The organism is Rhodococcus sp. C3V (genome assembly GCF_029269915.1).
Classification (GTDB): domain Bacteria; phylum Actinomycetota; class Actinomycetes; order Mycobacteriales; family Mycobacteriaceae; genus Rhodococcus_F; species Rhodococcus_F qingshengii.
The window spans coordinates 36719-57497 of sequence record NZ_JARJBE010000001.1 but is presented as its reverse complement, the minus strand read 5'-3'; the positions used below and the strand labels follow the sequence as shown (position 1 = coordinate 57497).

The 20779-nt window shown below is 61.4% G+C and carries 24 protein-coding genes and 1 pseudogene; 17 read left to right on the top strand and 8 right to left on the bottom strand.

All coding sequences use genetic code 11. The features are described 5' to 3' along the window. The first annotated feature begins 33 nt into the window (after positions 1-33). The 4 genes from P3G66_RS00290 to P3G66_RS00275 all read left to right on the top strand — a co-directional run bounded on the left by P3G66_RS00290 (position 34) and on the right by P3G66_RS00275 (position 3494). Positions 34-882 carry an LLM class F420-dependent oxidoreductase gene (locus P3G66_RS00290; RefSeq protein WP_039973116.1) on the top strand — a complete coding sequence of 283 codons (849 nt, stop codon included), beginning with the start codon at positions 34-36 and terminating at the stop codon, positions 880-882. Positions 883-956: 74 nt separating this feature from the next. Then, a complete protein-coding gene (locus P3G66_RS00285) occupies positions 957-1706 on the top strand; it encodes an SDR family oxidoreductase (protein ID WP_047271926.1) in 750 nt (249 codons plus the stop codon). Between the two features lie 62 nt (positions 1707-1768). Continuing rightward, the gene (locus P3G66_RS00280) at positions 1769-2233 is read left to right on the top strand and encodes an Rrf2 family transcriptional regulator (protein WP_039973110.1); all 465 of its coding nucleotides are present in this window, start codon (positions 1769-1771) and stop codon (positions 2231-2233) included. Between the two features lie 118 nt (positions 2234-2351). Then, positions 2352-3494, top strand: a complete 1143-nt coding sequence (locus tag P3G66_RS00275) for a GGDEF domain-containing protein (protein WP_276116039.1) — start codon at positions 2352-2354, stop codon at positions 3492-3494. 27 nt (positions 3495-3521) lie between these two features. Here P3G66_RS00275 and P3G66_RS00270 read toward each other — a convergent pair whose 3' ends face one another. After that, positions 3522-4406, bottom strand: coding sequence for a helix-turn-helix transcriptional regulator (locus P3G66_RS00270; RefSeq protein WP_007729733.1), 885 nt, complete (start codon positions 4404-4406; stop codon positions 3522-3524). Between the two features lie 167 nt (positions 4407-4573). On the opposite strand from P3G66_RS00270, the pseudogene P3G66_RS00265 reads away from it, so the two are divergent. The 4 genes and pseudogenes from P3G66_RS00265 to P3G66_RS00250 all read left to right on the top strand — a co-directional run bounded on the left by P3G66_RS00265 (position 4574) and on the right by P3G66_RS00250 (position 7929). After that, positions 4574-5610, top strand: a pseudogene (locus tag P3G66_RS00265) (zinc-dependent alcohol dehydrogenase family protein). A 42-nt stretch (positions 5611-5652) separates the two neighbouring features. Further along, the gene (locus P3G66_RS00260; RefSeq protein WP_276116038.1) at positions 5653-7125 is read left to right on the top strand and encodes an MFS transporter; all 1473 of its coding nucleotides are present in this window, start codon (positions 5653-5655) and stop codon (positions 7123-7125) included. After that, entirely contained in the window at positions 7100-7486 is a 387-nt protein-coding gene (locus P3G66_RS00255) for a DUF2255 family protein (protein WP_007729735.1), read from the top strand. The genes P3G66_RS00260 and P3G66_RS00255 overlap by 26 nt, the downstream gene beginning before the upstream one ends. A gap of 29 nt (positions 7487-7515) precedes the next feature. Continuing rightward, a complete protein-coding gene (locus P3G66_RS00250; RefSeq protein ID WP_007729736.1) occupies positions 7516-7929 on the top strand; it encodes a cupin domain-containing protein in 414 nt (137 codons plus the stop codon). Positions 7930-7942: 13 nt separating this feature from the next. Here the strand turns inward: P3G66_RS00250 and lexA are convergent, their stop codons facing one another. Then, positions 7943-8632 carry a transcriptional repressor LexA gene (gene lexA, locus P3G66_RS00245; RefSeq protein ID WP_174519486.1) on the bottom strand — a complete coding sequence of 230 codons (690 nt, stop codon included), beginning with the start codon at positions 8630-8632 and terminating at the stop codon, positions 7943-7945. 77 nt (positions 8633-8709) lie between these two features. Between lexA and P3G66_RS00240 the strand changes: the two genes are divergently transcribed. The 3 genes from P3G66_RS00240 (at position 8710) to P3G66_RS00230 (ending at position 11097) form a co-directional block, all read left to right on the top strand. Continuing rightward, positions 8710-9168 carry a hypothetical protein gene (locus tag P3G66_RS00240; protein WP_063315607.1) on the top strand — a complete coding sequence of 153 codons (459 nt, stop codon included), beginning with the start codon at positions 8710-8712 and terminating at the stop codon, positions 9166-9168. A 184-nt stretch (positions 9169-9352) separates the two neighbouring features. Further along, positions 9353-10222, top strand: a complete 870-nt coding sequence (locus P3G66_RS00235) for an aldo/keto reductase (RefSeq protein WP_276116037.1) — start codon at positions 9353-9355, stop codon at positions 10220-10222. A 122-nt stretch (positions 10223-10344) separates the two neighbouring features. After that, positions 10345-11097, top strand: coding sequence for a phosphotransferase (locus P3G66_RS00230; RefSeq protein ID WP_042925138.1), 753 nt, complete (start codon positions 10345-10347; stop codon positions 11095-11097). A gap of 364 nt (positions 11098-11461) precedes the next feature. Here P3G66_RS00230 and P3G66_RS00225 read toward each other — a convergent pair whose 3' ends face one another. Continuing rightward, positions 11462-12961 carry an NAD(P)/FAD-dependent oxidoreductase gene (locus P3G66_RS00225; protein WP_063315606.1) on the bottom strand — a complete coding sequence of 500 codons (1500 nt, stop codon included), beginning with the start codon at positions 12959-12961 and terminating at the stop codon, positions 11462-11464. Positions 12962-13478: 517 nt separating this feature from the next. Between P3G66_RS00225 and P3G66_RS00220 the strand changes: the two genes are divergently transcribed. Further along, complete coding sequence (locus P3G66_RS00220) at positions 13479-14138, top strand: LuxR C-terminal-related transcriptional regulator (RefSeq protein WP_276116036.1); 660 nt, start codon at positions 13479-13481, stop codon at positions 14136-14138. Positions 14139-14306: 168 nt separating this feature from the next. Then, positions 14307-15194: a ScbA/BarX family gamma-butyrolactone biosynthesis protein gene (locus P3G66_RS00215; protein WP_021331802.1), complete on the top strand. Its 888-nt coding sequence runs from the start codon at positions 14307-14309 to the stop codon at positions 15192-15194. 38 nt (positions 15195-15232) lie between these two features. On the opposite strand, the gene P3G66_RS00210 is transcribed toward P3G66_RS00215, so the two are convergent. Further along, a complete protein-coding gene (locus P3G66_RS00210; protein WP_003940238.1) occupies positions 15233-15877 on the bottom strand; it encodes a ScbR family autoregulator-binding transcription factor in 645 nt (214 codons plus the stop codon). An 86-nt stretch (positions 15878-15963) separates the two neighbouring features. Here P3G66_RS00210 and P3G66_RS00205 point away from each other — a divergent pair, with 86 nt between their 5' ends. Next, entirely contained in the window at positions 15964-16806 is an 843-nt protein-coding gene (locus tag P3G66_RS00205; protein WP_276116035.1) for an NAD-dependent epimerase/dehydratase family protein, read from the top strand. 216 nt (positions 16807-17022) lie between these two features. On the opposite strand, the gene P3G66_RS00200 is transcribed toward P3G66_RS00205, so the two are convergent. Together P3G66_RS00200 and P3G66_RS00195 are read right to left on the bottom strand one after the other, a co-directional pair. Continuing rightward, the gene (locus tag P3G66_RS00200) at positions 17023-17529 is read right to left on the bottom strand and encodes a hypothetical protein (RefSeq protein ID WP_003940400.1); all 507 of its coding nucleotides are present in this window, start codon (positions 17527-17529) and stop codon (positions 17023-17025) included. Positions 17530-17746: 217 nt separating this feature from the next. Continuing rightward, positions 17747-18403 carry an alpha-ketoglutarate-dependent dioxygenase AlkB gene (locus P3G66_RS00195; protein ID WP_007729744.1) on the bottom strand — a complete coding sequence of 219 codons (657 nt, stop codon included), beginning with the start codon at positions 18401-18403 and terminating at the stop codon, positions 17747-17749. 94 nt (positions 18404-18497) lie between these two features. On the opposite strand from P3G66_RS00195, the gene P3G66_RS00190 reads away from it, so the two are divergent. Genes P3G66_RS00190 through P3G66_RS00180 form a run of 3 tightly spaced genes read left to right on the top strand, consistent with a single transcriptional unit; the run spans position 18498 to position 19796 of the window. Then, the gene (locus P3G66_RS00190) at positions 18498-18842 is read left to right on the top strand and encodes a metalloregulator ArsR/SmtB family transcription factor (RefSeq protein ID WP_003939956.1); all 345 of its coding nucleotides are present in this window, start codon (positions 18498-18500) and stop codon (positions 18840-18842) included. Positions 18843-18844: 2 nt separating this feature from the next. Beyond that, positions 18845-19327 carry an SRPBCC family protein gene (locus tag P3G66_RS00185; protein ID WP_003940319.1) on the top strand — a complete coding sequence of 161 codons (483 nt, stop codon included), beginning with the start codon at positions 18845-18847 and terminating at the stop codon, positions 19325-19327. Positions 19328-19367: 40 nt separating this feature from the next. After that, the gene (locus tag P3G66_RS00180) at positions 19368-19796 is read left to right on the top strand and encodes a VOC family protein (protein WP_007729747.1); all 429 of its coding nucleotides are present in this window, start codon (positions 19368-19370) and stop codon (positions 19794-19796) included. Here the strand turns inward: P3G66_RS00180 and P3G66_RS00175 are convergent. Then, a complete protein-coding gene (locus P3G66_RS00175) occupies positions 19759-20052 on the bottom strand; it encodes an Ada metal-binding domain-containing protein (RefSeq protein ID WP_007729748.1) in 294 nt (97 codons plus the stop codon). The genes P3G66_RS00180 and P3G66_RS00175 overlap by 38 nt on opposite strands. Continuing rightward, positions 20042-20761: a 2OG-Fe(II) oxygenase gene (locus tag P3G66_RS00170; protein WP_042925149.1), complete on the bottom strand. Its 720-nt coding sequence runs from the start codon at positions 20759-20761 to the stop codon at positions 20042-20044. The genes P3G66_RS00175 and P3G66_RS00170 overlap by 11 nt, the downstream gene beginning before the upstream one ends. Between the last annotated feature and the right edge of the window lie 18 nt (positions 20762-20779).

Sequence of the window (20779 nt, the reverse complement as noted above, 5' to 3'; positions counted from 1 at the left end):
ATAGATCCCGGCAGCAGCCGAGTTGCACCCGCTGTGACGGAGACTACGAAAACACCTGACCTGGGCACCTACGGAATCTGGCGAGGAGCGGCTGGTTTGCCGCCCGAGCTGGGAACTGCGATCGAGAAACTCGGTTTCGGCACCATCTGGATCGGCGGCTCCCCACGCGCCGATCTACGGATCGCCGAGAAACTTCTCGACGCGACCGAGCACATCACCGTGGCAACCGGAATCGTCAACATCTGGTCCTCCCCTGCGGCTGAGGTGGCGGAGTCCTATCACCGACTCGAAGCCGCGCACCCGGGGCGATTCCTGCTCGGCGTAGGCGTCGGACATCCGGAGGCGACCGGCGACTACACCAAGCCGTACGCCTCACTCGTGTCGTACCTCGACGAACTCGACGCGGCCCAGGTCCCGGAAGCGCGGCGCGTCCTCGCCGCACTGGGGCCGAAGGTGTTGAAACTGTCCGCCGCTCGCGCCGCCGGCGCGCATCCGTACCTGACCACCCCCGAACACACGGCCGAAGCTCGCGAAATCCTCGGCCCTTCGAAGATCCTGGCCCCCGAGCACAAGGTTGTCCTGGAAACCGATCCGGAGAAGGCCAGAGCAATCGGTCGCCCCGCCGTCGCCAACCCGTATCTGTATCTGCGCAACTACACGAGCAATCTCGAGCGCCTCGGTTTTGCGCCCGAAGAGTTGGCCAACGAGGGGAACGATCGCGTCATCGACGCCCTGGTTGCGCGGGGTACCGCGAAGTCCATCGCGGATCGACTTCGGGAGCATGTCGCGGCGGGTGCCGATCACGTTGCGATCCAAGCACTTCCCGCCGAAGGTGATCCGATCGCGACCTACGAAGCACTGGCCGCCGAACTCTTCGACTGACCGGACAACCCTTGACTTGGATAAGTAGTGTCCGAGTATACTTGGACACGACTTATCCGAGTAAAGGAGAAAACATGAAGATCGTCATTTTCGGAAGCGGACTCATCGGAAGCCAGGTCGCCGCCAAGCTCGCTGACGCCGGGCACGACGTGAAGGCGCTCGGTCGCGGCGACGGGATCGACATCACCACCGGCGCAGGTATCGCCGAGGCAGTCGAGGGTGCCGACGTCGTCGTGGATCTGACCAATTCCCCTTCGTGGTCGGACGACGACGTCTTGGCCTTCTTCCGCGACGGAACCGGCCACATCCTCGCCGCAGAAGAGAAGGCAGGCGTCGGGCACCACGTCATACTGTCCATCGTGGGTGCCGATCGACTGCCCGATTCCGGGTACATGCGAGCCAAGGTCGCCCAGGAAGACCTGGTCAAAGCGGGCCCGACCCCCTACACGATCGTCCGATCGACCCAATTCTTCGAGTTCGTCGCCGGAATCGCCGACGCGGGAACCACCGACGGCGCCGTCCACGCAACGCCGGGACATCTGCAACCCATCGCGTCTCGAGACGTCGTGTCCCACGTCGCCGAGGTAGTGACCGGCGCGCCGCAAAACGGCACGGTCGAGATTGCCGGACCCGAACCGCTGGGCATCGACGAACTGGTCCGGCGCTTGTTCCTCGTCACCGGCGACAAGCGTTCGGTTATCTCCGATCCCGAAGCCGGCTACTTCGGCGCGAAACTCGACAACTCGGCACTGACCCCGACACCCGGTGCAGATGCATGGATCGCGCCGACAACATACGACGCGTGGCTTGCCGAGAAGGCCTGACGTCGACAACTCGAGCGACGTCCGGCCCGCACCGCTTTCCGCGGCGTCGATAGAGTCCAATCATGAAGCTTTCCGGAGGCGTGGAGTGGTCACTCCACTGCTGCGTGGTTCTGAGCCAGTCCGAAGGGCCGGTACCCACAGCCAGACTCGCCGAACTTCACGGGGTGTCGAAGACATACCTGGCGAAGCATCTGCGAGCGCTCGCGCACGCCGGTCTGGTCAATCCGACCGAGGGCCGAGACGGCGGGTACGTTCTCACCCGGGCTCCCGAGAAGATCACCGTTCTCGACGTCGTACAGGCCGTTGACGGCACCGAACCTGCGTTCCGGTGCACGGAGATTCGACAGCAAGGAATCCTCGCCGCCCCACCGGAACAGTGCCGTTCCGCCTGCGGAATCGCCAAGGTCATGGCCGACGCCGAAAAAGCCTGGCGCGCATCACTGTCGGGGGTCACTATTGCAGATCTTGCTGCAACCCTGGACCTTCCGGCACTCAGAAAGATCCTGACCACACCGATCACACCGTAGAGCAGCCCACACCCCACGAGACGGCAATCCATCGTTCAACTATCGGGTACCTTGTTCGGGGATCAAATCTTGACGAAGAATCTTCCGGGAATTTTCGCAAGATCTCGGAGGGGGTTTCATGGGAGTCAGTGGCGCTGCGGGGTTGGGGCAGAACATTCGTCAAACAACGGGACTGTTGAGTCGCTGGTGGTCTCTTGCGTACGACGGCGAATGGTTCCCGAGGTTCCTGGCTGCTCGATCGATGTTGGGGACAGCCAGGGTGGTCGTCACCTTTTGGTGTGCTGTGTTCGTCGCACTCGCCGTACTGGCTCAATTCGTGAAGGGTGGCGCAACCGAGCTCCCTGAACGGCTCGCGGCGGGCGCAGCATGCATGATCGCGCTCTACTGCATGATTCGCTGGTCACTCGGACGGTCTTGGCCGAGTCACCATCAATCCGTTCGTTTCGTTTCGCTCACCAATATCTGCTTGTCCTTGATACTTCTCGCCGAAATCCATTCGAGCTTCCTGGCATTGACCGGCACCGTCCTGTTCGTGGTCGTCGCGAACTATTCGTCGGTATTCCACAGCCCTCGAATAGTCACCGCACAGATCACCGGCGCGCTGTTCGTCGTTGCGCTACTGACAATTCGAGCTGTAACCGATCCGGATACCGACTCTTCGCTGTCGGTGTCCACTGGATTCGTCATCGGGTGTGTTATCGCTTCAGCTTCGATGACCGTGCATTTCCTCGTCCTGTATTTGACCGACGACGCACGACACTCTTGGCGTGATCCACTCACCGCTGCCCTGAATCGACGTGGGCTGCACAATGTCTGGCAACAGTTGTTCGGTGTCGGCGAACTCCAAGGACACGTAGTCCTTGCGGTGGTGATCGATGTCGATTCGTTCAAGAGCGTCAACGACAAACTGGGTCACGCGGAAGGCGATCGGATGCTGGTGACAGTCGGCCGGCGCCTGAACTCGGTGGTCGGAGAGGTCGGACTGGTTGCGCGGACTGGCGGCGACGAGTTCGTGATTCTCATGCCCGTGGAGCCACGTCGCATCGAACAAACCGTGGTGGACATTCACAATTCGATATCGCGGCCCGCCGGCCGGCAGTCGATTTCCGTGAGCGTCGGAGCCAGCGTGTGGCTGTCCTCGACAATCCCGGACGCTTCGGGAACCATCGATCGGATTCTTGCCGATGCCGACAACGCGATGTATCGGGCGAAACGACGAGGTGGAGACCAGGTAGCTTGGGCAGTAACGCATCTGAGCTGAATCGGCACGACTACCTGCCGATCGAATTCAGAGCGCCGCTTCGCTGTCGTTCGCCGGATCCAGCTGATCCTGGGTTGCCGCCCAACTCGCCAAGAGTTTGAGTGCGTCAGCCGTGGGCGTCCCCGGCGCCGCGGTGTAGACCAGCAGTGTCAGCCCGGGATTGGACGGCAGTTCCATCGCCTCGAAGTTCAGCTCCAGGTCTCCGACGACAGGGTGACGAACCTTCTTGAATCCCGTCCGATGAAAGCGCACATTGTGTTTCGCCCACCGGGTGCGGAATACCTCACTGCGAGTGGCAAGTTCACCGATGAGCTCGGTCAACGCCTTGTCATGAGGATTGCGCCCCGCTTCCGAGCGGAGCATCGCGGCGATGTCGTCTGCCGCGCGCTCCCAATCCACGAAGAAGTCCTGCGATGCCGGGTCCAGGTACACGAACCGGGCGTTGTTCGCCGGCCTACGTGGATCGGCCAACACCGGCGAATACAACGCGCGCGCCATACGATTGGCCGCCAGCATGTCGTGCCTGGCATTACGTACCCACGCCGGCGCGTCGGTGATGGCGTCGAGTATCTGCTGAATCGCCGGGCTCACGCCCTTGGGGGCGGGCCGCTTTCTACTCGGTGCGCCTGCACTGGCGGCCTTCGCGAGGTCGTACAAATGGGCAGTTTCGGCTTCGTCGAGTTGCAGTGCTCGGGAAAGGCTTTCGAGCACCGAGTCCGACGCTCCCGCCAGATTTCCGCGTTCCATGCGCACGTAGTAGTCGATGCTCACACCGGCGAGCAGAGCGACTTCCTCACGGCGCAACCCCTTGACGCGACGGTTCCCGCCGTAGGCCGGCAGCCCTGCCTGCTCGGGTGTGATGCGAGCACGACGGGAGCTGAGGAATTCGCGGATCTCGGCTCGGTTGTCCATGCAGTTCACGTTACTCGAGCGGAGAAGACCGAGGGAGGTACTGCCGTTACCTGGAACAACAGACACTCCCGCGCCCGCGAGGCGCGGCGTTGACTGATTGCAGTCGACCGGTCCACGCCGAAACGTCGACTTCGAAGCACGCGACACCAGAAGCAAGAGGGGACACCATGCGAGCAACCATCATGTACGGCGCCGGAGACGTTCGAGTCGAGACCGTGCCCGATCCGGCACTGCAGCAGCCGACGGACGCGATCGTGCGGATCGTCAGGGCGTGCGTTTGCGGCTCTGACCTGCACCCTTACCACAACATGCCGGCCACGCCCGGTGGTTCCCCGATGGGCCACGAATTTGTCGGAGTGGTGGAAGAGACCGGTCGCGAGGTGTCCACGTTGAAGAAGGGCGACTTCGTCATCGCCCCCTTCGCCTGGTCCGACGGGACGTGCGACTTCTGCCGCGAAGGCTTGCAGACGTCTTGCCGACACGGTGGATTCTGGGCCGGAAACGGGATCGGAGGGGTCAGGCAGAGGCCATCCGAGTGCCGTTGGCAGACGGCACCCTGGTCAAGGCGCCGGTCGGTGAGGATTCCGAACTCTTTCCGTCACTGCTCACACTCTCCGACGTCTTCGGCACCGGCTATCACGCGGCGGTCAAGGGTGGCGTCAACCAACGCACGACGGTCACGGTCATCGGCGATGGAGCCGTGGGGCTGATGGCAGCGCTCTCCGCCAAACGCCTCGGCGCCGAGCGCATCATCCTCATGGGGCGCCACAAGACCCGCACGGATCTCGGTCTCGAGTTCGGAGCCACCGACGTGGTTGCCGAACGTGGAGATGAGGGCATCGAGAAAGTCCGCGAACTGACCGGAGGCGACGGCACTCATGTCGTCCTCGAAGCGGTAGGTCACATGCCTGCCTACGAGCAGTCGCTCGGAGTTGTCCGACCGGGCGGCGTCATCAGCCGAGTCGGGGTACCCCAATACGAAGAAGCTCCAATCGGATTCGGGACACTCTTCGGACCCAACATCACACTCACCGGTGGACCGGCCCCGGTGCGCGCGTACATCGAAGAGCTGATGCCGGATGTGCTCGATGGAAAGATCGAGCCGGGCAAGGTCTTCGACCACACCGTCGGACTCGACGACGTAGCGGAAGGCTACCGAGCCATGGACTCCCGTGAATCGTTGAAGGTCCTCATCCGCCCGTAGTCCACCACTTGCGAAAGTCCACCACTTGCGAAGAAGAAGCGCGTGACCCACACTGCCAACCGTCCCGTTGCCGGTCGCATCAATTCCACCGCGATCCTGGCGATCATTCTGATCAGCTATTTCATGATCCTGCTCGACAATTCGATCATCTTCACCGGGCTACCCAGCATCCAAAGCAGCATGGGTTACTCGGCAACCGGGCTGTCCTGGGTCCAGGACGCCTACACCCTGGTGTTCGGCGGCCTTCTCCTGCTGGGTGCTCGTCTCGGGGACATCTTCGGCCGTCGTCGCGTATTCGTGGCCGGTCTCGCGATCTTCGCGATTGCGTCGTTTCTCGTCGGGGTCGCGCCGAACGGTTGGTGGCTCATCGCAGCGCGCGCTCTCCAAGGCGTCGGAGCAGCAGTGGTCGCCCCGGCGTCGCTGTCACTGCTGACCGCCAGTTTCCCGCCCGGCCCGGAGCGAACGCGCGCTGTTGCCTGGTACGGCGCTGCTGCGGGAATAGGCGCCAGCCTCGGACTCGTGATCGGCGGCGCCCTTGCCGACTGGGTGTCTTGGCGCGCAGGCTTTTTCATCAACGTTCCGATCGGTATCGCGATGATCGCTCTCGCTCCCCGGTTCATTCCGGAAACCGAGCCCAACTCCGGACGTTTCGATGTGGCCGGCGCTGTTCTCGCCACACTCGGGATGACCGCGCTCGTCTTCGACACCGTCAACTCGGCCGAAGCGGGGTGGACCTCACCGATCACCGTTGCGACACTGGCGGCCGGGGCGATACTACTGACCTTGCTCTTCCTCAACGAAGCGAGAGCGGAGCAGCCGATCATGCCACTGAGGTTGTTCCGTAGCCGGGAGCGATCCGGGGCGTACGCCGCCCGAATGCTCTATCTGGGTGCCATGATCGGATTCTTCTACTTCACGACTCAGCTACTCCAAGGCGTCATGGGCTTCAGCGCGTTCCAAGCAGGCATCGCCTTCTTCCCGATGACGATCGTCAATTTTGCTGTGGCGATGCTTATTCCGCGACTGACACCGCGATTCGGAAATTCCGCAATTCAGTCGGTTGGCATTGCCGTCACCCTGGCCGGGATGGCGTGGCTCAGTCTGGTCCATCCCGGCAGCACGTACCTCACTGCGATAGCACTTCCGATGATCTTGATCGGCGCCGGACAGGGGTTGGCTTTCGCCCCTCTGACTTCTGCCGGCATCTCCGGGGTACAGGCCGAAGATGCCGGTGCCGCATCAGGATTGGTCAACACTGCACATCAACTGGGCAGTGCTCTCGGACTCGGCATCCTCGTCGCAGTCTCCGCGGGCGCCGGATCCTCTGCCGACGACGCTACAACGGCACTCACCGATCACGTATCAACGGCTCTCACCGCAGGCACCGCCCTGCTCGCCGCTTGTCTCGTCATCGCCCTCGCACTGATCGTCCCGGCTACGAGAACGCGAAGTACCGCAAAGCAATTCGACCAGGAGAAAGGAAGCCGAGATGTCGCACTCGTGGACCGAGGCTGAACTGACCAAGATCGGCGACGCCGAGGAGTTGCAGGTCTCCTCGTACCGCCGAGACGGAACCGCAAGGCCGTACGTCACGATTTGGGTTGTCCGTACCGACAACCAACTGTACGTTCGCTCGGCCTACGGAACCGACAACCCGTGGTTCGTCCGAGCAACGGCAAGTGGAACGGGCCGAATCCGAGCAGGAGGAATCGAGCGGGACGTGGCGTTCGAGTCCGCCGCACCGGATGCCCACTCGTCGATCGACTCCGCCTATCACACCAAGTACGACCGCTACGGCCCGCAGATCGTCGGCTCCGTCACCGGCCGCGCCGCCGCACCCAACACCATTCGACTTGTTCCGCTGACGCAGAACTGAACCGCCCCTTTCGATTCCGAGGAGACCTCATGGAAATCTTGAAGCCCCAGCCCACCAGCAAAGCACCCAGCGACTGGTTCACCGGCGACGTCTGGTGGGACGTCATCTACGCCGGCCAGGAGCCGTCGAGGATGCGCGCCAACATGGTTCGCTTTGCACCGTGCGCGCGAACCGACTGGCACTCCCATGCAGTCGGACAGACCCTCCACATCGTCTCCGGTACCGCGCTGGTTCAAGCTCGCGGCGGCGAGATCGTCGAAGTCCACCCGGGTGAGACCGTCTACACCCCAGCGGGAGAGGAACACTGGCACGGCGCGGCACCCGACCGTTTCATGAGCCACCTCGCACTGTGGGAAGGACCCGGCGACGGAGGCACCGAAACTACATGGGGCGACAAAGTCACCGATGAGGAATACGGCGGTCCCCGCGCCAAACGTCGTTGAGACCGGACACCTCTCAGATACGGCGCATCACGGAAACAACTTTGCCCAGGATGACCGCGCGATCGCCGTCGATGACGCTGTACGCGGGATTGCGAGGCTCGAGGTACACGTGACCGTCGCGACGCCGGAGCACCTTCACCGTGGCCTCGCCGTCGATCATCGCGGCGACGATCTCACCGGAATGAGCTTCGTCCTGGCGGCGCACCACGACGACGTCACCGTCACAGATCGCTGCGTCGACCATCGACTCACCACGCACCCGAAGTCCGAACACCGTGCCGGAGCCGACGAGCTCACGAGGAAGCGCAAGCACCTCGTCGGCGTGCTCCTCCGCGAGGATCGGCGCGCCGGCCGCGATGTCACCGACGACCGGAACCGTCACCGTATTCGACGACGACTGTTCCTTCGCGCCTACGAGGAACGGCCGCACGTCCAACTGCCGAGCCATGGCCGCTCCCCTACGGAGGAAGCCCTTCTCCTCGAGACTCTTGAGGTGCTTGGACACCGTCGATGTCGAGCGCAGACCAACCGCGTCTCCGATCTGCCGTGTGCTCGGCGTGCACCCGTTGGCGGCCACGAGATCCCGGATGGTCATCAGAATCTGCTGCTGGCGGAGCGGCAGGGAGGAGGCGTCGAGGCCACCGAACATGTCGAGATCGTCGTAATCGGTCACGATGAGAATCGTAGTGAGGGGTCCCGACATCCAGGCCAGGCAGTCGGAGTCTGCCAGAAACGGCACAGGCAGTTTGTTTCCCGAGCGGCGCATGGCACGCTGAGCTGATGGAGCCTCTCGAACCGATGCGCCCGGTCAGTGTTGCAGTCGACACGCGGTCCAAGACTCCACTCTGGAAGATGGTGGTGCTCTATCCGGCAGTGACATCGGTGTTCATGTTTGCCGCGCTCACCACCCGAACGGGAATTGGTCTTGTCGTACTCGGACTGGCCATTTTCGTAGTCGGCGCGACCACTTACGCGATGTCGGAGCGACGGATGCTTCGGGAGAACTCAGGGGTTCGAGTTCCATACTTCGCCGGACCTCCCGTCGCCCCGCGGCACGTCGATCTACTCGCGGCAGCAGGGATGCCCCTGCTTACGAGTGGAGCTGTGTTGACCGTCCGAGCATCCGAAGCAGCGCGCCCCTGGGTCTTCATATCGGTGTTCGTGATAGCGATGGTCCTGGCAATAACTGTCCCGATGGTTGTGCATAACGCGCGGGTCAAGCGGACAGAATCATCCTGAGCACGTCAGGACACTCGACATTTCGCAGCGTGATATTCAGCTGTGTACGCCCACTTCCAAACAGCGATCGACAGCTGCACCGCGTCAAGCGCTGAACGGGCGATGCAGCGAGATGTCGAAGTCGCCGGAATCGGCCTCTTTGGCGACCTGGTTCTGATCAGCGGCCCCGATAATGTACTCATTCATGACTGTCGCGCCGAAAACATTCGATGACGGGCCCATCCAGGGCCTGGGCCTGATGCGATTGACCGACAGCGGGTGGGGTGATGCTGACCGCGACCCCGCCGCACTGGTTCGCGCCGCGATCGACTCCGGGGTGCCCATGCTCGACACAGCCGAGATGTATGGAAACGAAGAGCTGGTTGGTCGGGCAATTGGCACCAACCGTGAACACATCACGTTGTGCAGTAAATTCGGTGTCTACCGCGGGCCGTCCGGTCGTCCTGATGACTGGAATGTTCGGGCGGACTCTGCAACGGTGCGCGCGGCCATCGACGGCTCACTCAGGCGCCTCCACGTCGATCACCTCGATCTTTACTACCTGCATCACCGCAGCGAGGACACACCAATCGAGGAGACCGTCAACGCTATGGCCGAGCTCCGCCAGGCAGGGAAGATCCGGGCTCTGGGGCTGTCCAATGTCACGCTCGATGACATCCGACGAGCTCATGCCGTACACCCGATCACTGCCGTGCAAGAGCAATGGTCCCTTATACGGCGAGATGTTGAACTGTTCCTCCCAACGCTCGCCGACCTCGGGATCACACTGGTCGCACATTCGCCGATGGGGCACGGCGACCTCAACCATTCCACCGGCAATCTTGTCGCTCGGTCCCTTGCCAGCATCGCTTCTCGTGTCGGAGCGACGGCTGGCCAGGTCGCTCTTGCGTGGGTCCATCAGCGCGGGCGCGGGGTCGCGGCCACCGTCATTCCCCTGCCCAGCACCACGAGCATCGCTCATCTACAAGCCAACATTGCTGCTTCGCGAATTGATCTCAGTGAGACTGACTTGGCGGACCTTGATGATGTCACGCAGCAAACAAGGGAGCAGTAAGGCAGTTTGTTGAGAAAGTTTGAGGTGCGGGAGGTCAGCGGACCATACCGCGCTCCGATCGCGAATGACCGCACGCGAGAAACCCGGCGACGCCAAGGCGCATCCCAGCCATACTGACCGACGTGACAGAAGTCGAGGTCGTCGTCGCCCATACCGAGCGCGCGACTCTGCGCGTCGGTGAGGTGTTCCTCAAGATCGACGCCGATCAGTCGAATACCGACGTCGAGGTCGAAGCAATGCTCCGGGCCCCAATCCCGACAGCGCAGATTCTGTGGCGCACACCGCCCGTGCTCGCGCTCGCCGCTCTGCCGGGACACGCGCTCGGTCGCCTAGGCAGACCGTCGACCACGTCTTCAGCGGCGTGGGCCGCAGCGGGTGCCGCCGTTCGAACGCTGCACGACGCACCGTTGCCGCCCTGGCCCGGCCGTAGTCTCGACGACATCGCCTCAGAACTGGACCGCGAATGTGCATGGCTGACCAGGAGCGGGGTGGTTGCCACCGGAGTGATTACATCCAACCGTCGGATTGCCGAGATTGCGCTCAGGTCGTGGACACCGGTATTCACGCACGGCGATCTCCAAGCCTCCCATGTGTTCGTGACCGATGACGAAGTTGCCGGCGTCATCGACTGGTCCGAAGCCGCTCAGGGCGATCCCTTGTACGACCTCGCAACACTGACCCTCGGCCACCCGGAACATCTCGATGACGTGGTTGAGGGCTACGGCACTGACGTCGACCTCGAGGTCATCCAGGCGTGGTGGTCGTTGCGCAGCTTGAGAGGCGTGCGCTGGCTGGTCGAGCATGGTTTCGATCCAGCCGCGCCGGGCTGCGAAGTAGACGTGCTGAATCGACAAGCGATGCGCGACCGACAATAACCGAACCATCAGGACGTTCTCCCCCGATCTGCCAAACCTTCGACTCGCGCCAAAATTGCTGCAGCCAAAACTATTTCGTGTCGATGACGGCACGGTTAGGCAGGTCGCGACGCGTTCGCGCCGCCGTTGATTGCCGTCAGCCGGCAAACGCCTGGATATTGTCAGCGAGCGGTGGTCGTCTCAATCGAGCTTCGGACCGCGGCAAGCATGCCCAGCCGCCCAGATGGCAGACCGAAGTCTGGACTCGCTCTTCCTGCAGCAACTTTCGAAACGCCACGAACGCGAACCTCGACTCTCCGACAAAACGAAAAGATCACGGATTCAGGCAAGGGGGCGCAACCCCGTTCATTCGAGTGGAGCCGGCTCAGGCGCTGGCGACCTTGCTATCAGGCACGACAGGAATGTCTACCTTGCTGAACTGCAGCACACCGTCTTCGATCTCGGCGTCGTGCATCAGCTTGCGGTCGCGGTAGTAATTGTTGACCACTTTCCACGCGCCGCGGGCACCCTGACGCGGCATTTCTCCGTCGCCGCGCTGGATGTAGCCCGAGGTCAGGGCTCCGCCCATGAGAGATTCTTCCGCGAAGTCCTCAGGTTCGGCGTGAACCTCGAAAGTCGTGTAGTCGCGCTTACGCATGATCTTGAGTACGCGACACAGATAGGACGCGGCCAGGTCGGCCTTGAGCGTCCAGGATGCGTTGGTGTAGCCGAGGATCATCAGGAAGTTCGGAATGTCGGAGTAGAGCACGCTCTTGTAGGCGACCGTCTCGTTGAGCTTGACGGGCTCGCCGTCGATGCTCATGGTCGCCCCGCCCAGGATCTGTACGTTCAAGCCGGTCGCCGTGACGATGACGTCGGCCTCGATTTCGCGGCCCGACTCGGTCACGATGCCCTTCTCGGTGAACGTGGCGATACGGTCGGTGACGATGTCGGCCTTGCCACTCTTGAGCACCTTGAACAGGTCCCCGTTGGGAACCACGCACAGGCGCTGATCCCACGGGTTGTAGTTGGGGGTGAAGTGACGCAGGTCCACGTTCTTGCCGAGTTGCAAGCGGATCTGGGTGAGGAACAGCTTCTTCGCCAGCTTCGGATTGGTGCGTGAGAGCTGAAAGCTGGCGCGTTGCAGTGCGATATTGCGGGCTCGACCGATCTTGTAAGCGATCTGATCGGGAACGCGTGCAAGCTTGAGACCCTTGGCCACAGGGTCCTCGGACGGTAGCGCCTGGATCCACGTGGGCGAGCGCTGCAGCATGGTGACGTGACCGGCAGTGGGGGCCATCGATGGGATCAGCGTGATCGCGGTGGCACCGGAACCGATGACCACTACCTTCTTTCCGGTGTAATCGAGATCCTCCGGCCAGTGCTGCGGGTGCACGATCTGACCGCGGAAGTCGTCCTCACCGGGGAAGGCGGGGCGGTATCCCTTGTCGTAGTTGTAATAACCACAGGCGCCGACGAGGACGTTCGCGGTCCACGTCTCGGTCTCCCCCGTCGCCTCGACCAGGACGGTCACGGACCACTGTGCAGTCGCGCGATCGAAGTCCATTGCCACGACCTTGCGGCCGAAGTTGATGTGGTCGGTGACGCCGTATTCCTTGGCGGTTTCCTCGACGTAGTCACGGATACTGGCGCCGTCTGCGAGCACTTTGGTTCCGATCCACGGACGGAAACCGAATCCGAAGGTGAGCATGTCGGAATCCGAACGGATGCCGGGATACTTGAACAGGTCCCAGGTGCCACCGATGTTCTCGCGGCGTTCGAGGATCGCGTAAGTGCTTCCGGTCTGCTCACGAATGAGGTGGCAAGCCGCGCCGATTCCGGACAAGCCAGCGCCGATGATCAGTACGTCGACATGCTGTGTCATGAGGAAACTCGTTTCGTCGGTCGTCGCGAAGCTACTTCTGGCGTCGGCAGTGACCGAGAACGATCGGCCGGTTCAGGCCGGGTTCCCTAAGGTCAGCGCCAATGAACAGGGTATGTGCAACTGACGGTAACAGTCAATATCTCGACCCGGCCGCGTACGGAACATTGAGGTGCGACGCACCGGCCTCGCGGAAACTCGATCGAGACGCCTGAATGCCTCGAGCCATTGGGGAGTCGTTCACGTCGTCGACGGAACGCCCAATGGCTCGTCTACGCGGGATACTCATCGCCCAAATATTCAGCACCCCAGCATAATTCGAAGGTCCACGATCAGGTGTCGAACGCGCGAGTTTCCATGGGAGGACGGGCAACTGCGATATCGCCGTAACCTTCGTGCGCATCAGCGGAAAGGTCACTGCGATAGCTAACCTGCTGACGAAACCACGCTGAAAGCAACGGTTTTGGTTCCGCAGCGAAGAGAGCGGACGGAGTGGACCTCCACCGGAGATGTAGTCGCTATGACACTCTCCAGCACAGTCACCGTGTACACCACTCATAGCGATCGAGGGTTCGCCAATGCAATCGCTGCCGGAATCAGCGCCAGGGCTTATTCCGAGCCACAAACCGCAGACATGAGCCTGTTAAGGCATCACACCAGCGATCACGGTAGAGCGCTCGTTCTCCTACCACTCGGGGGCGTCGATTGGCAGGTGAAGGAGCTCTCCGCGCTCGAGGGATCGGTCCTGGTCGGCGATCTCAGTAGCGGCAACTCCATGATTCGGGGGCTCGCAGCGGGCGCCCACGCCGTGCTCAACTCTCAACTGCCATTCGCATCCCTGCTCGATGAGCTGCAGGCCGCGATCAACCCCAACTCCGCTCGGTCTGCACACGACAAGTCCTCGCTCGTACAACGCATCCGGTTGCGCACCGAAGAATTCGCACGAATCAGCAGTCTCACCGATCGCGAGTTCGAGATCGTGGGCCTTCTCTACGGAGGCTCGAATGTCGACTCGATTGCTCGAACCGCCCACATCGCACCGACCACGGTTCGCGCCCACATCCGAAGCATCCTGCAAAAACTGGGGGTGCATTCCCAGCTGGAGGCATGCGCGATGCTCCGCCGCTCTGGTCACGACGCACGCAGACACCCACTGGAACTTCGGATCGGACGCTTCTAGCAGGAAGTGCCCCAGACACACTCGCCGAGATGGGGTGCCGCCCCTGATCGAACTCGACCTTCGAAAAGATCGTCAATTTTGACGATTCGATGACGCGCCCGGACGTCGAATATTAGGTCCTACACGACACCGAAGACACGAGTGAACATCGAAAGGTGCATTCAATCAATGGAATACACACGCACAGTGCCGCGGCATCTTGTCCACAGACATGCTGTTGCCGAGGTTTTCTTGACGGACTACCGGATCGAATCGGACTCGGCGTACCAGGTTGCTGTGCAACTCCCGGTCTCGCACCGGATATTCGACGTATCGAGCGAGCAACACGATCCGCTCGGGGTGGCAGAAGCATTTCGACAGGCAGTGGTGCTTCTGTGCCACACCCGATACGAGATTCCACTGCACTACAAGTTCCTCATGGAAACGTTCAGCTTCGAGATGCTGGACGCGCTCGACGTGCAATCAGTCGCGGAGCCGTTGAGTTTCTCGATGACAGTGGACAACCTCACTCATCGCGACGGAGCGGTTTCGGGGGTCGAAGTATCGGGGATCCTCAGCGAGGGCAACCGGCACGTCGCCAGATGCAACGCTGTTGCGCGAGGAGTCAGCCCCGAGGGATACCGTCGAATTCGGCAAGGACGAGAAGACCACCGCCCGAGCCGGCGCATCCTTCCTTCCGGAGCCGCGGTGGTCGGATCGGAGCGAGTCGGACGCCTAACCGATGGAGATGTGCTCATCAGCACTGATCCTGCTCGGCACGCGATGTTCTGCGCTCCCGATCCGCGCAACCACTCCCTTTTCGACCACCCCGTCGACCACATCCCAGGAATGATACTTTTCGAGGCCGCCCGACAAGCGCTCCGATTTCACATCGGCAACCCAGCAACAAAGATCGCCTCACTCTCGGCGGTCTTTCCGAGGTTCACTGAATGGGAAACGCCGTGCGAGGTGTCAACGATCCCCCTTGACGCGTCGGGCCATGTGCACCGAGTTCGGTTCACTCAAGAACTGGAAACCACCGCGGAACTCGAAATTACAGTTGCGGACCAATCATGAGAGGGAACGAACACGTTCTTCTCGTCGCGTCTTCCACGTCAAGCGCTCGGTGCTTCCCACTCTCTCGGTGCAAGCGCCGCCAGTTGCATGACGTGCGCCAACTTGTCCTCGCGGACGATCGTTGGCAGCACCAGGTTCCACATCTGACTCAACCGCTCGTACAGATCGGTTCTGCCCGTCAGCATTTCCGAGAGAATCTGCACTCCGGTGAACGACCCCACCACAAATCGAGCCAACGCGTCGATATCGGTGCCCGGGACGATATCGCCGGCTTCGGCCGCTTGGGTTGCCACCTGCTTGATAGCCTCGATCCAATCGAGGTACGGCTGTTCGATGGGGCCTTGAATACTGCCGATCTCCATCGTCAACCGCATGCCACCTCGCGCGATGGGCTCGGTCACAAGCTGCCGAGCCATCTCCTGCGAAACGAGCACCAGGGTTTCGACCGCGATGTCGGAGTGCGCAGCAACCCGCCGGGTACCCTCCATCGCCATACCGTGCTGCGCTGCGATGACCGCGTGCGCAAGCTCCTCCTTGGACGCGAAATGAAAATACATCGCCCCCTTCGACACACCCCCGTGCTGCAAGATCGTGCCCAAACTGGCGGAGTACCCGAACTTCTCGAAGCTCTTCGCAGCACCCAAAATGACGGCCTGGCGCGTCAGGACAGCACGCTCCTGCATGATCTACCCAGCTCTCGTTGCCGACGGAATGAATCTCAACGATACGTCGAAAGAGCCCGCAGCAACGCTCTCGACACGGACACACCGTGACGACTCTGGTACTCGGTGCCACTGGTTTCATCGGCTCCGCAGTGATGAAACAGCTGGTTTCCCGCGACGGAAACGCTGCAATCGGTTTCGTTCGCACGGCCACCGCAGCCAAACAGTTCGGCCGTGAAGGAATCGCCACCGTGATCGGCGACATCAACGAAAGTGCTTCTCTACGAGTTGCAATGAGTCAGGCGTCGACCGTCATCTGTTGCGTGTCGTACGTGGGCGACGACGAACAACAGTGCGTTCACGTCAACCAACACGGCGTACAGAACGTTGCGTCGATGGCCGCCGCCGTCGGCGTCGAACGCTTGCTCTACGTCAGCACCGCGGCCGTGTACGGGCCGGGACCGTTTCGAGACTTGCCGGTCAACGGCGCACCTCTCAGCCCCTTCTCACCTGCCAGTCGCACGCGCGCTCTCGCCGAGAAGTTCATGCGCGACGCCGGAGGCCTGGTCGTCCGGCCGCATCTCGTGTACGGACCCGGCGACAGATGGTTTCTTCCGACACTGACGCGAATTGTCTCTCGCCTCGACTCGATCATCGACGGCGGTAGCGCTGTCCTGTCGGTAGTCGACGTAGACCTACTCGCCCGATCCATCTACGAGTTGTCGATAGAACAGCAATTTCGCTACGGCTCAACACTTCACGTCAACGAGCCTGTCCCGCGGACAGTCATCGACCTTCTCGAGCAACATGCACGGGAGACCAACTGGACTCTGCCCCAGAACTCTATCCCCCGCGCCGACGCGGTGAAAGCTGCTGCCCAGCTGAGTCTCGACATGCACCAGATCGACATGATCAGCCTCGATCACTGGTTCCGGTCGAGACTGTACTGATGGCACACGGATCACTCCTGCCAAAACACCTGTCTCCCAACTTTTTCAGCCCTCTCTATTGTTCAGCCTCAGCAATCAATACGACCTATTTCGCAGTCACTACAGGCAAACAGAGAGCTCTGATCGACGAAAACCACAGCTACACAAAGACGGCAGTGATCGCGCCCGACACCGATTCTCTCGGGCAGATGGCGATCCACAGTTCCACTACCGGTGTCAGCTCCCGAAGTTCATGCCAGGGGTTGATGTGGGCGCACCAGCGCTGGGCAGTGAGACCACCCAGGATGCCTGTTGCACCGCGTATGTGGTGTACGGGAACATCGCCAGGTAGGGCTCGAGTCCTGGATAGTCCGATACCCACATACTCGTCGGTTCATCGACGCTGCCGCAGGATGCCAGGACGACGTAGGAGCCGTCCGGGATATCGTTTATCGTCTGAACTGTTGTGCCGGTGGGGATCACGCCGCTCTCGTAGATCGTCTGTCCCGGACCGATCGTCACTTCGATCGGTGGCAGCACTCCGCCGGGCGCGTTCGCGAGCGAGGTGCTGCATTGCAGAGCTCCACCCGAATTGTTGGTGATGGTGTTGCTCACGGTCGAGCCGGAAGCACTGTAAGCGAAGGTGACGTCGGCAGCTGTGGAAGCTGAGGCCAGCGAGGGAGCAGCCATTGCCAACGGAAGAGCTGCAGCACCGATGAGGGCCGCTCGTGTGATCGAATGCATCGAATCTCCATCTCGTTCAGCCTGAAACGTCGTCGGTTGATCTTGACATGAAACGAGACCAATTGGACGGATTCAACGAACGTTGATGCCTTAACTAATGACCACAGTTGGTGACTATTTCAGAATGACCTGGGATGTCGATAAATTGAATGCCCGTTTCTTCTCCGAGCGCTGCCCACCGATCCTCCCATTCGCGAGGCCGAAATCAACCTGAAACTCAGGACATCCCGGTTTCGCGCAGCGTGATGTTCAACCGTCCGGACGGCAGACCTATGTCGGGACTTGCACTTCCCGCAATAACTTTCGGCACTCCGTGATATGCGAACCGAGACTCTCCACCGAAGACGAAGAGATCACCCGAATAGAGTTCGACATCGGTGTACGGCTTGTTCCGGTTCTCGGAATTCCCGAATCGAAAGACACAACTCTGCCCGACGCTCAGTGAGACGACGGGAGCGTCGCAGCGCTCGTCCTTGTCCTGGTGCATGCCCATCCGAGCGCCCTCGTCGTAGAAATTGATCAGCGCAGTGTCCGGCGTGTACCGCTCCCCCGCAGTCGGATCATCATAGGCAGCGGCAACTGCGGCCCGGCCGAGGTCGACGAGCCAGTCAGGCACCGCTGCGACAGGCGCACCGTTCACGTCGTCGGCGGTGCGCGTGTACTTGTACGGCTGCCAATGCCAACCGAGACAGACTGTTTGCACCGACATCTTGTGCCCACCAGGGACAACAGCGGAGCGCATCGGTACGGGTGCGGTCGCCCACCGTCGGCACTCGGCCACCAAGAAGCGTTGCTGTTCGACGCTGAGCCAATCCGGAACGAGGATCGCCCCCGGCGCCACTTCCAATCGTGGCCGAGGAATCAGAGCGTTCATGGTTTCCACGCTAATCGGTTTCGAAGCATTGACACCCTCGGCATGGGCTCGTACCGTAATCAACAGGTTGGTTGATAAAGGAGATGGTTGACAAGTGATCGTGGATCCAGGGGCAGACGAGCGTCTCGACAAAGCGTTCATGGCGCTTGCCGACCCGGTACGACGGCGGATCATCGCCCGCCTGAGCACCGGCCCCCAAACGGTCAACGAGTTGGCCGAGCCGTTCGAGATCACGAAACAGGCCATCTCCAAACATATTCAGGTACTCGAAGCCGCGGGTTTGGTCACTCGCAGCCGCGAAGCCCAGAGGCGGCCGGTACATCTCAACGCCGCAACTCTCGAGGCTTTGACCGCCTGGATCGACCGCTATCGACTGATCCACGAACAACAGTTCCGCAAGCTCGATCACCTACTCAGCACCACACAGAAGGAGACTTAGCCATGGCTACCACCAATCCCGTCACCATCACGGCTCCTGAGGGCGTGCCGTACATCGACATCACCCGCGAATTCGACGCACCCGTCAGTGCCGTCTTCGCAGCTCATTCGAATCCCGATCTGGTCAAGCAGTGGCTCGGCCCCAACGGATACGAGATGGAGATCGACGAATACGAGTTCGTGAGCGGCGGTCGATACAAGTACGTCCATCGCAACCCCGAGGGCGAAGAGTTCCGGTTCAACGGTGTATTTCACGTTGTTCGCGAGAACGACTTTGCCATCCAGACCTTCGAATACGAGGGATTTCCCGACGTCGTCAGCATCGAATCGATCACGTTCGAGGATCTGGGCAATGGACGCACCCGCCTCTCCGGCCATTCCGTATATCCGAGCCTCGAAGCGCGAGACGGAATGATCGAGAGCAATATGGAGCTCGGCGTCACCGAAGGTTACGAACGCCTGGACAAGATCGTCGCGCAACTCTGACTACCTGTTTGCCCGAACCTCCTCAGCGAAAGGCAGTTTCATGGACTGGACCCTCGAAGTAGTCATCGTTCCCGTCAGTGACCTCGACCGTTCCATCGAGTTCTACCGTGACAAGGTCGGTTTCGATCTCGACCACCACACCGTCAACGAACACATGACGGTCGCCCAGCTCACTCCGCGTGGTTCGGGCTGCTCGATCGTCATCGGGAACCTGCCGTCGCAGACCGAGATGACCCCTGGTTCGTTGAAGGGATTGCAGTTGGTCGTGGCCGACGCTGCAGCGGCTCGCCAAGAGCTCATCGGCCGCGGCGTCGATGCCAGTGAGGTCACCGTCTTCGACGAGCGTGACGGGGGCACCTTCTTCGGATTCGCCGACCCGGACGGCAATACCTGGGCTGTCCAGCAACTGAAGGTCCGCGGCGACAAGCCGCTCATTCCGAAGGAGTACCGCGACCGCTTCGGCGCGTAGCAACTGCCTTCCAGGCTGCGTAACCTTCGGGCATGCAGACGGCACAGGGGCGATAGCCGGCCGCAATCGCGGTCGGCTCGTCCGCGAAGAACACCCGACTGGCGACATACCCGCCACGCGCGATTGCCTGCGCGGCCCCTCGACAGTCGAGTCGCCCGTAGATCTTCGTTTTCCGGTGCCCGCCAAGCACACCGGGCGTCGAACTCTCGTAGGGTTTGTTGCGAGCGTCGCGGAGAATGTACGTCTTACTCGGCATCGTGAAGCACCAATCCCAATGTTCGACGCGTACCCGAGTGCACCACGCTGACACCATGTCGCACAGGGGCTCTCGACCACCCACGAGAACTCTGCACCGGTCGATCCCGCGTGGTGAAGATCAAAGCGTGACCTTGCCCGAGAACTGTCACCGTCCCTTTCGACTGGGCGCGCGGCCGCTGTTCCACGAGCAAGAACTCGCCGCCGACGTGGTCGATGCGAGGTCTGTCGAGCCCGATCACGACTTGCAAGGGAAACAGCAACTCTCCGTACAAGTCCCGATGCAATGCATTCCAGTCACCAGGTCCGTAGGACAGAAGGATCGGGGTAGGGCGATTCTGACCGGCGTCGTGACACTGATCGATCCATTCTTCGAAAGAATCCGGCCACGGTGCACCCTCGCCCAGCTTGAACGCCCACTCCCGCGCCACGGGCAGGAGGTGTCGGTAGAAGGCGGATCGCATAGCCGTGATCGGCTCCGGTACGGGATCACCGAAGTACCGGTACTCCCCTTGGCCGAAACGGTATCGAGCCATGTCGACGGTGCTCCGGAACCGGTCGACCTCCGAGTACCAGGAAGCAATTTCGCGACATTCCGACTCGTCGAGTATCGGCGTCGTCTGGGCACACCCACTGGAGTCGATTCCCTCGATCAGCGCAGGCCAATCGAGGGATTCAACACGAGCAGACAGAGCGGTGAAGAGGTCCATACGTCGTAGACGACGCGG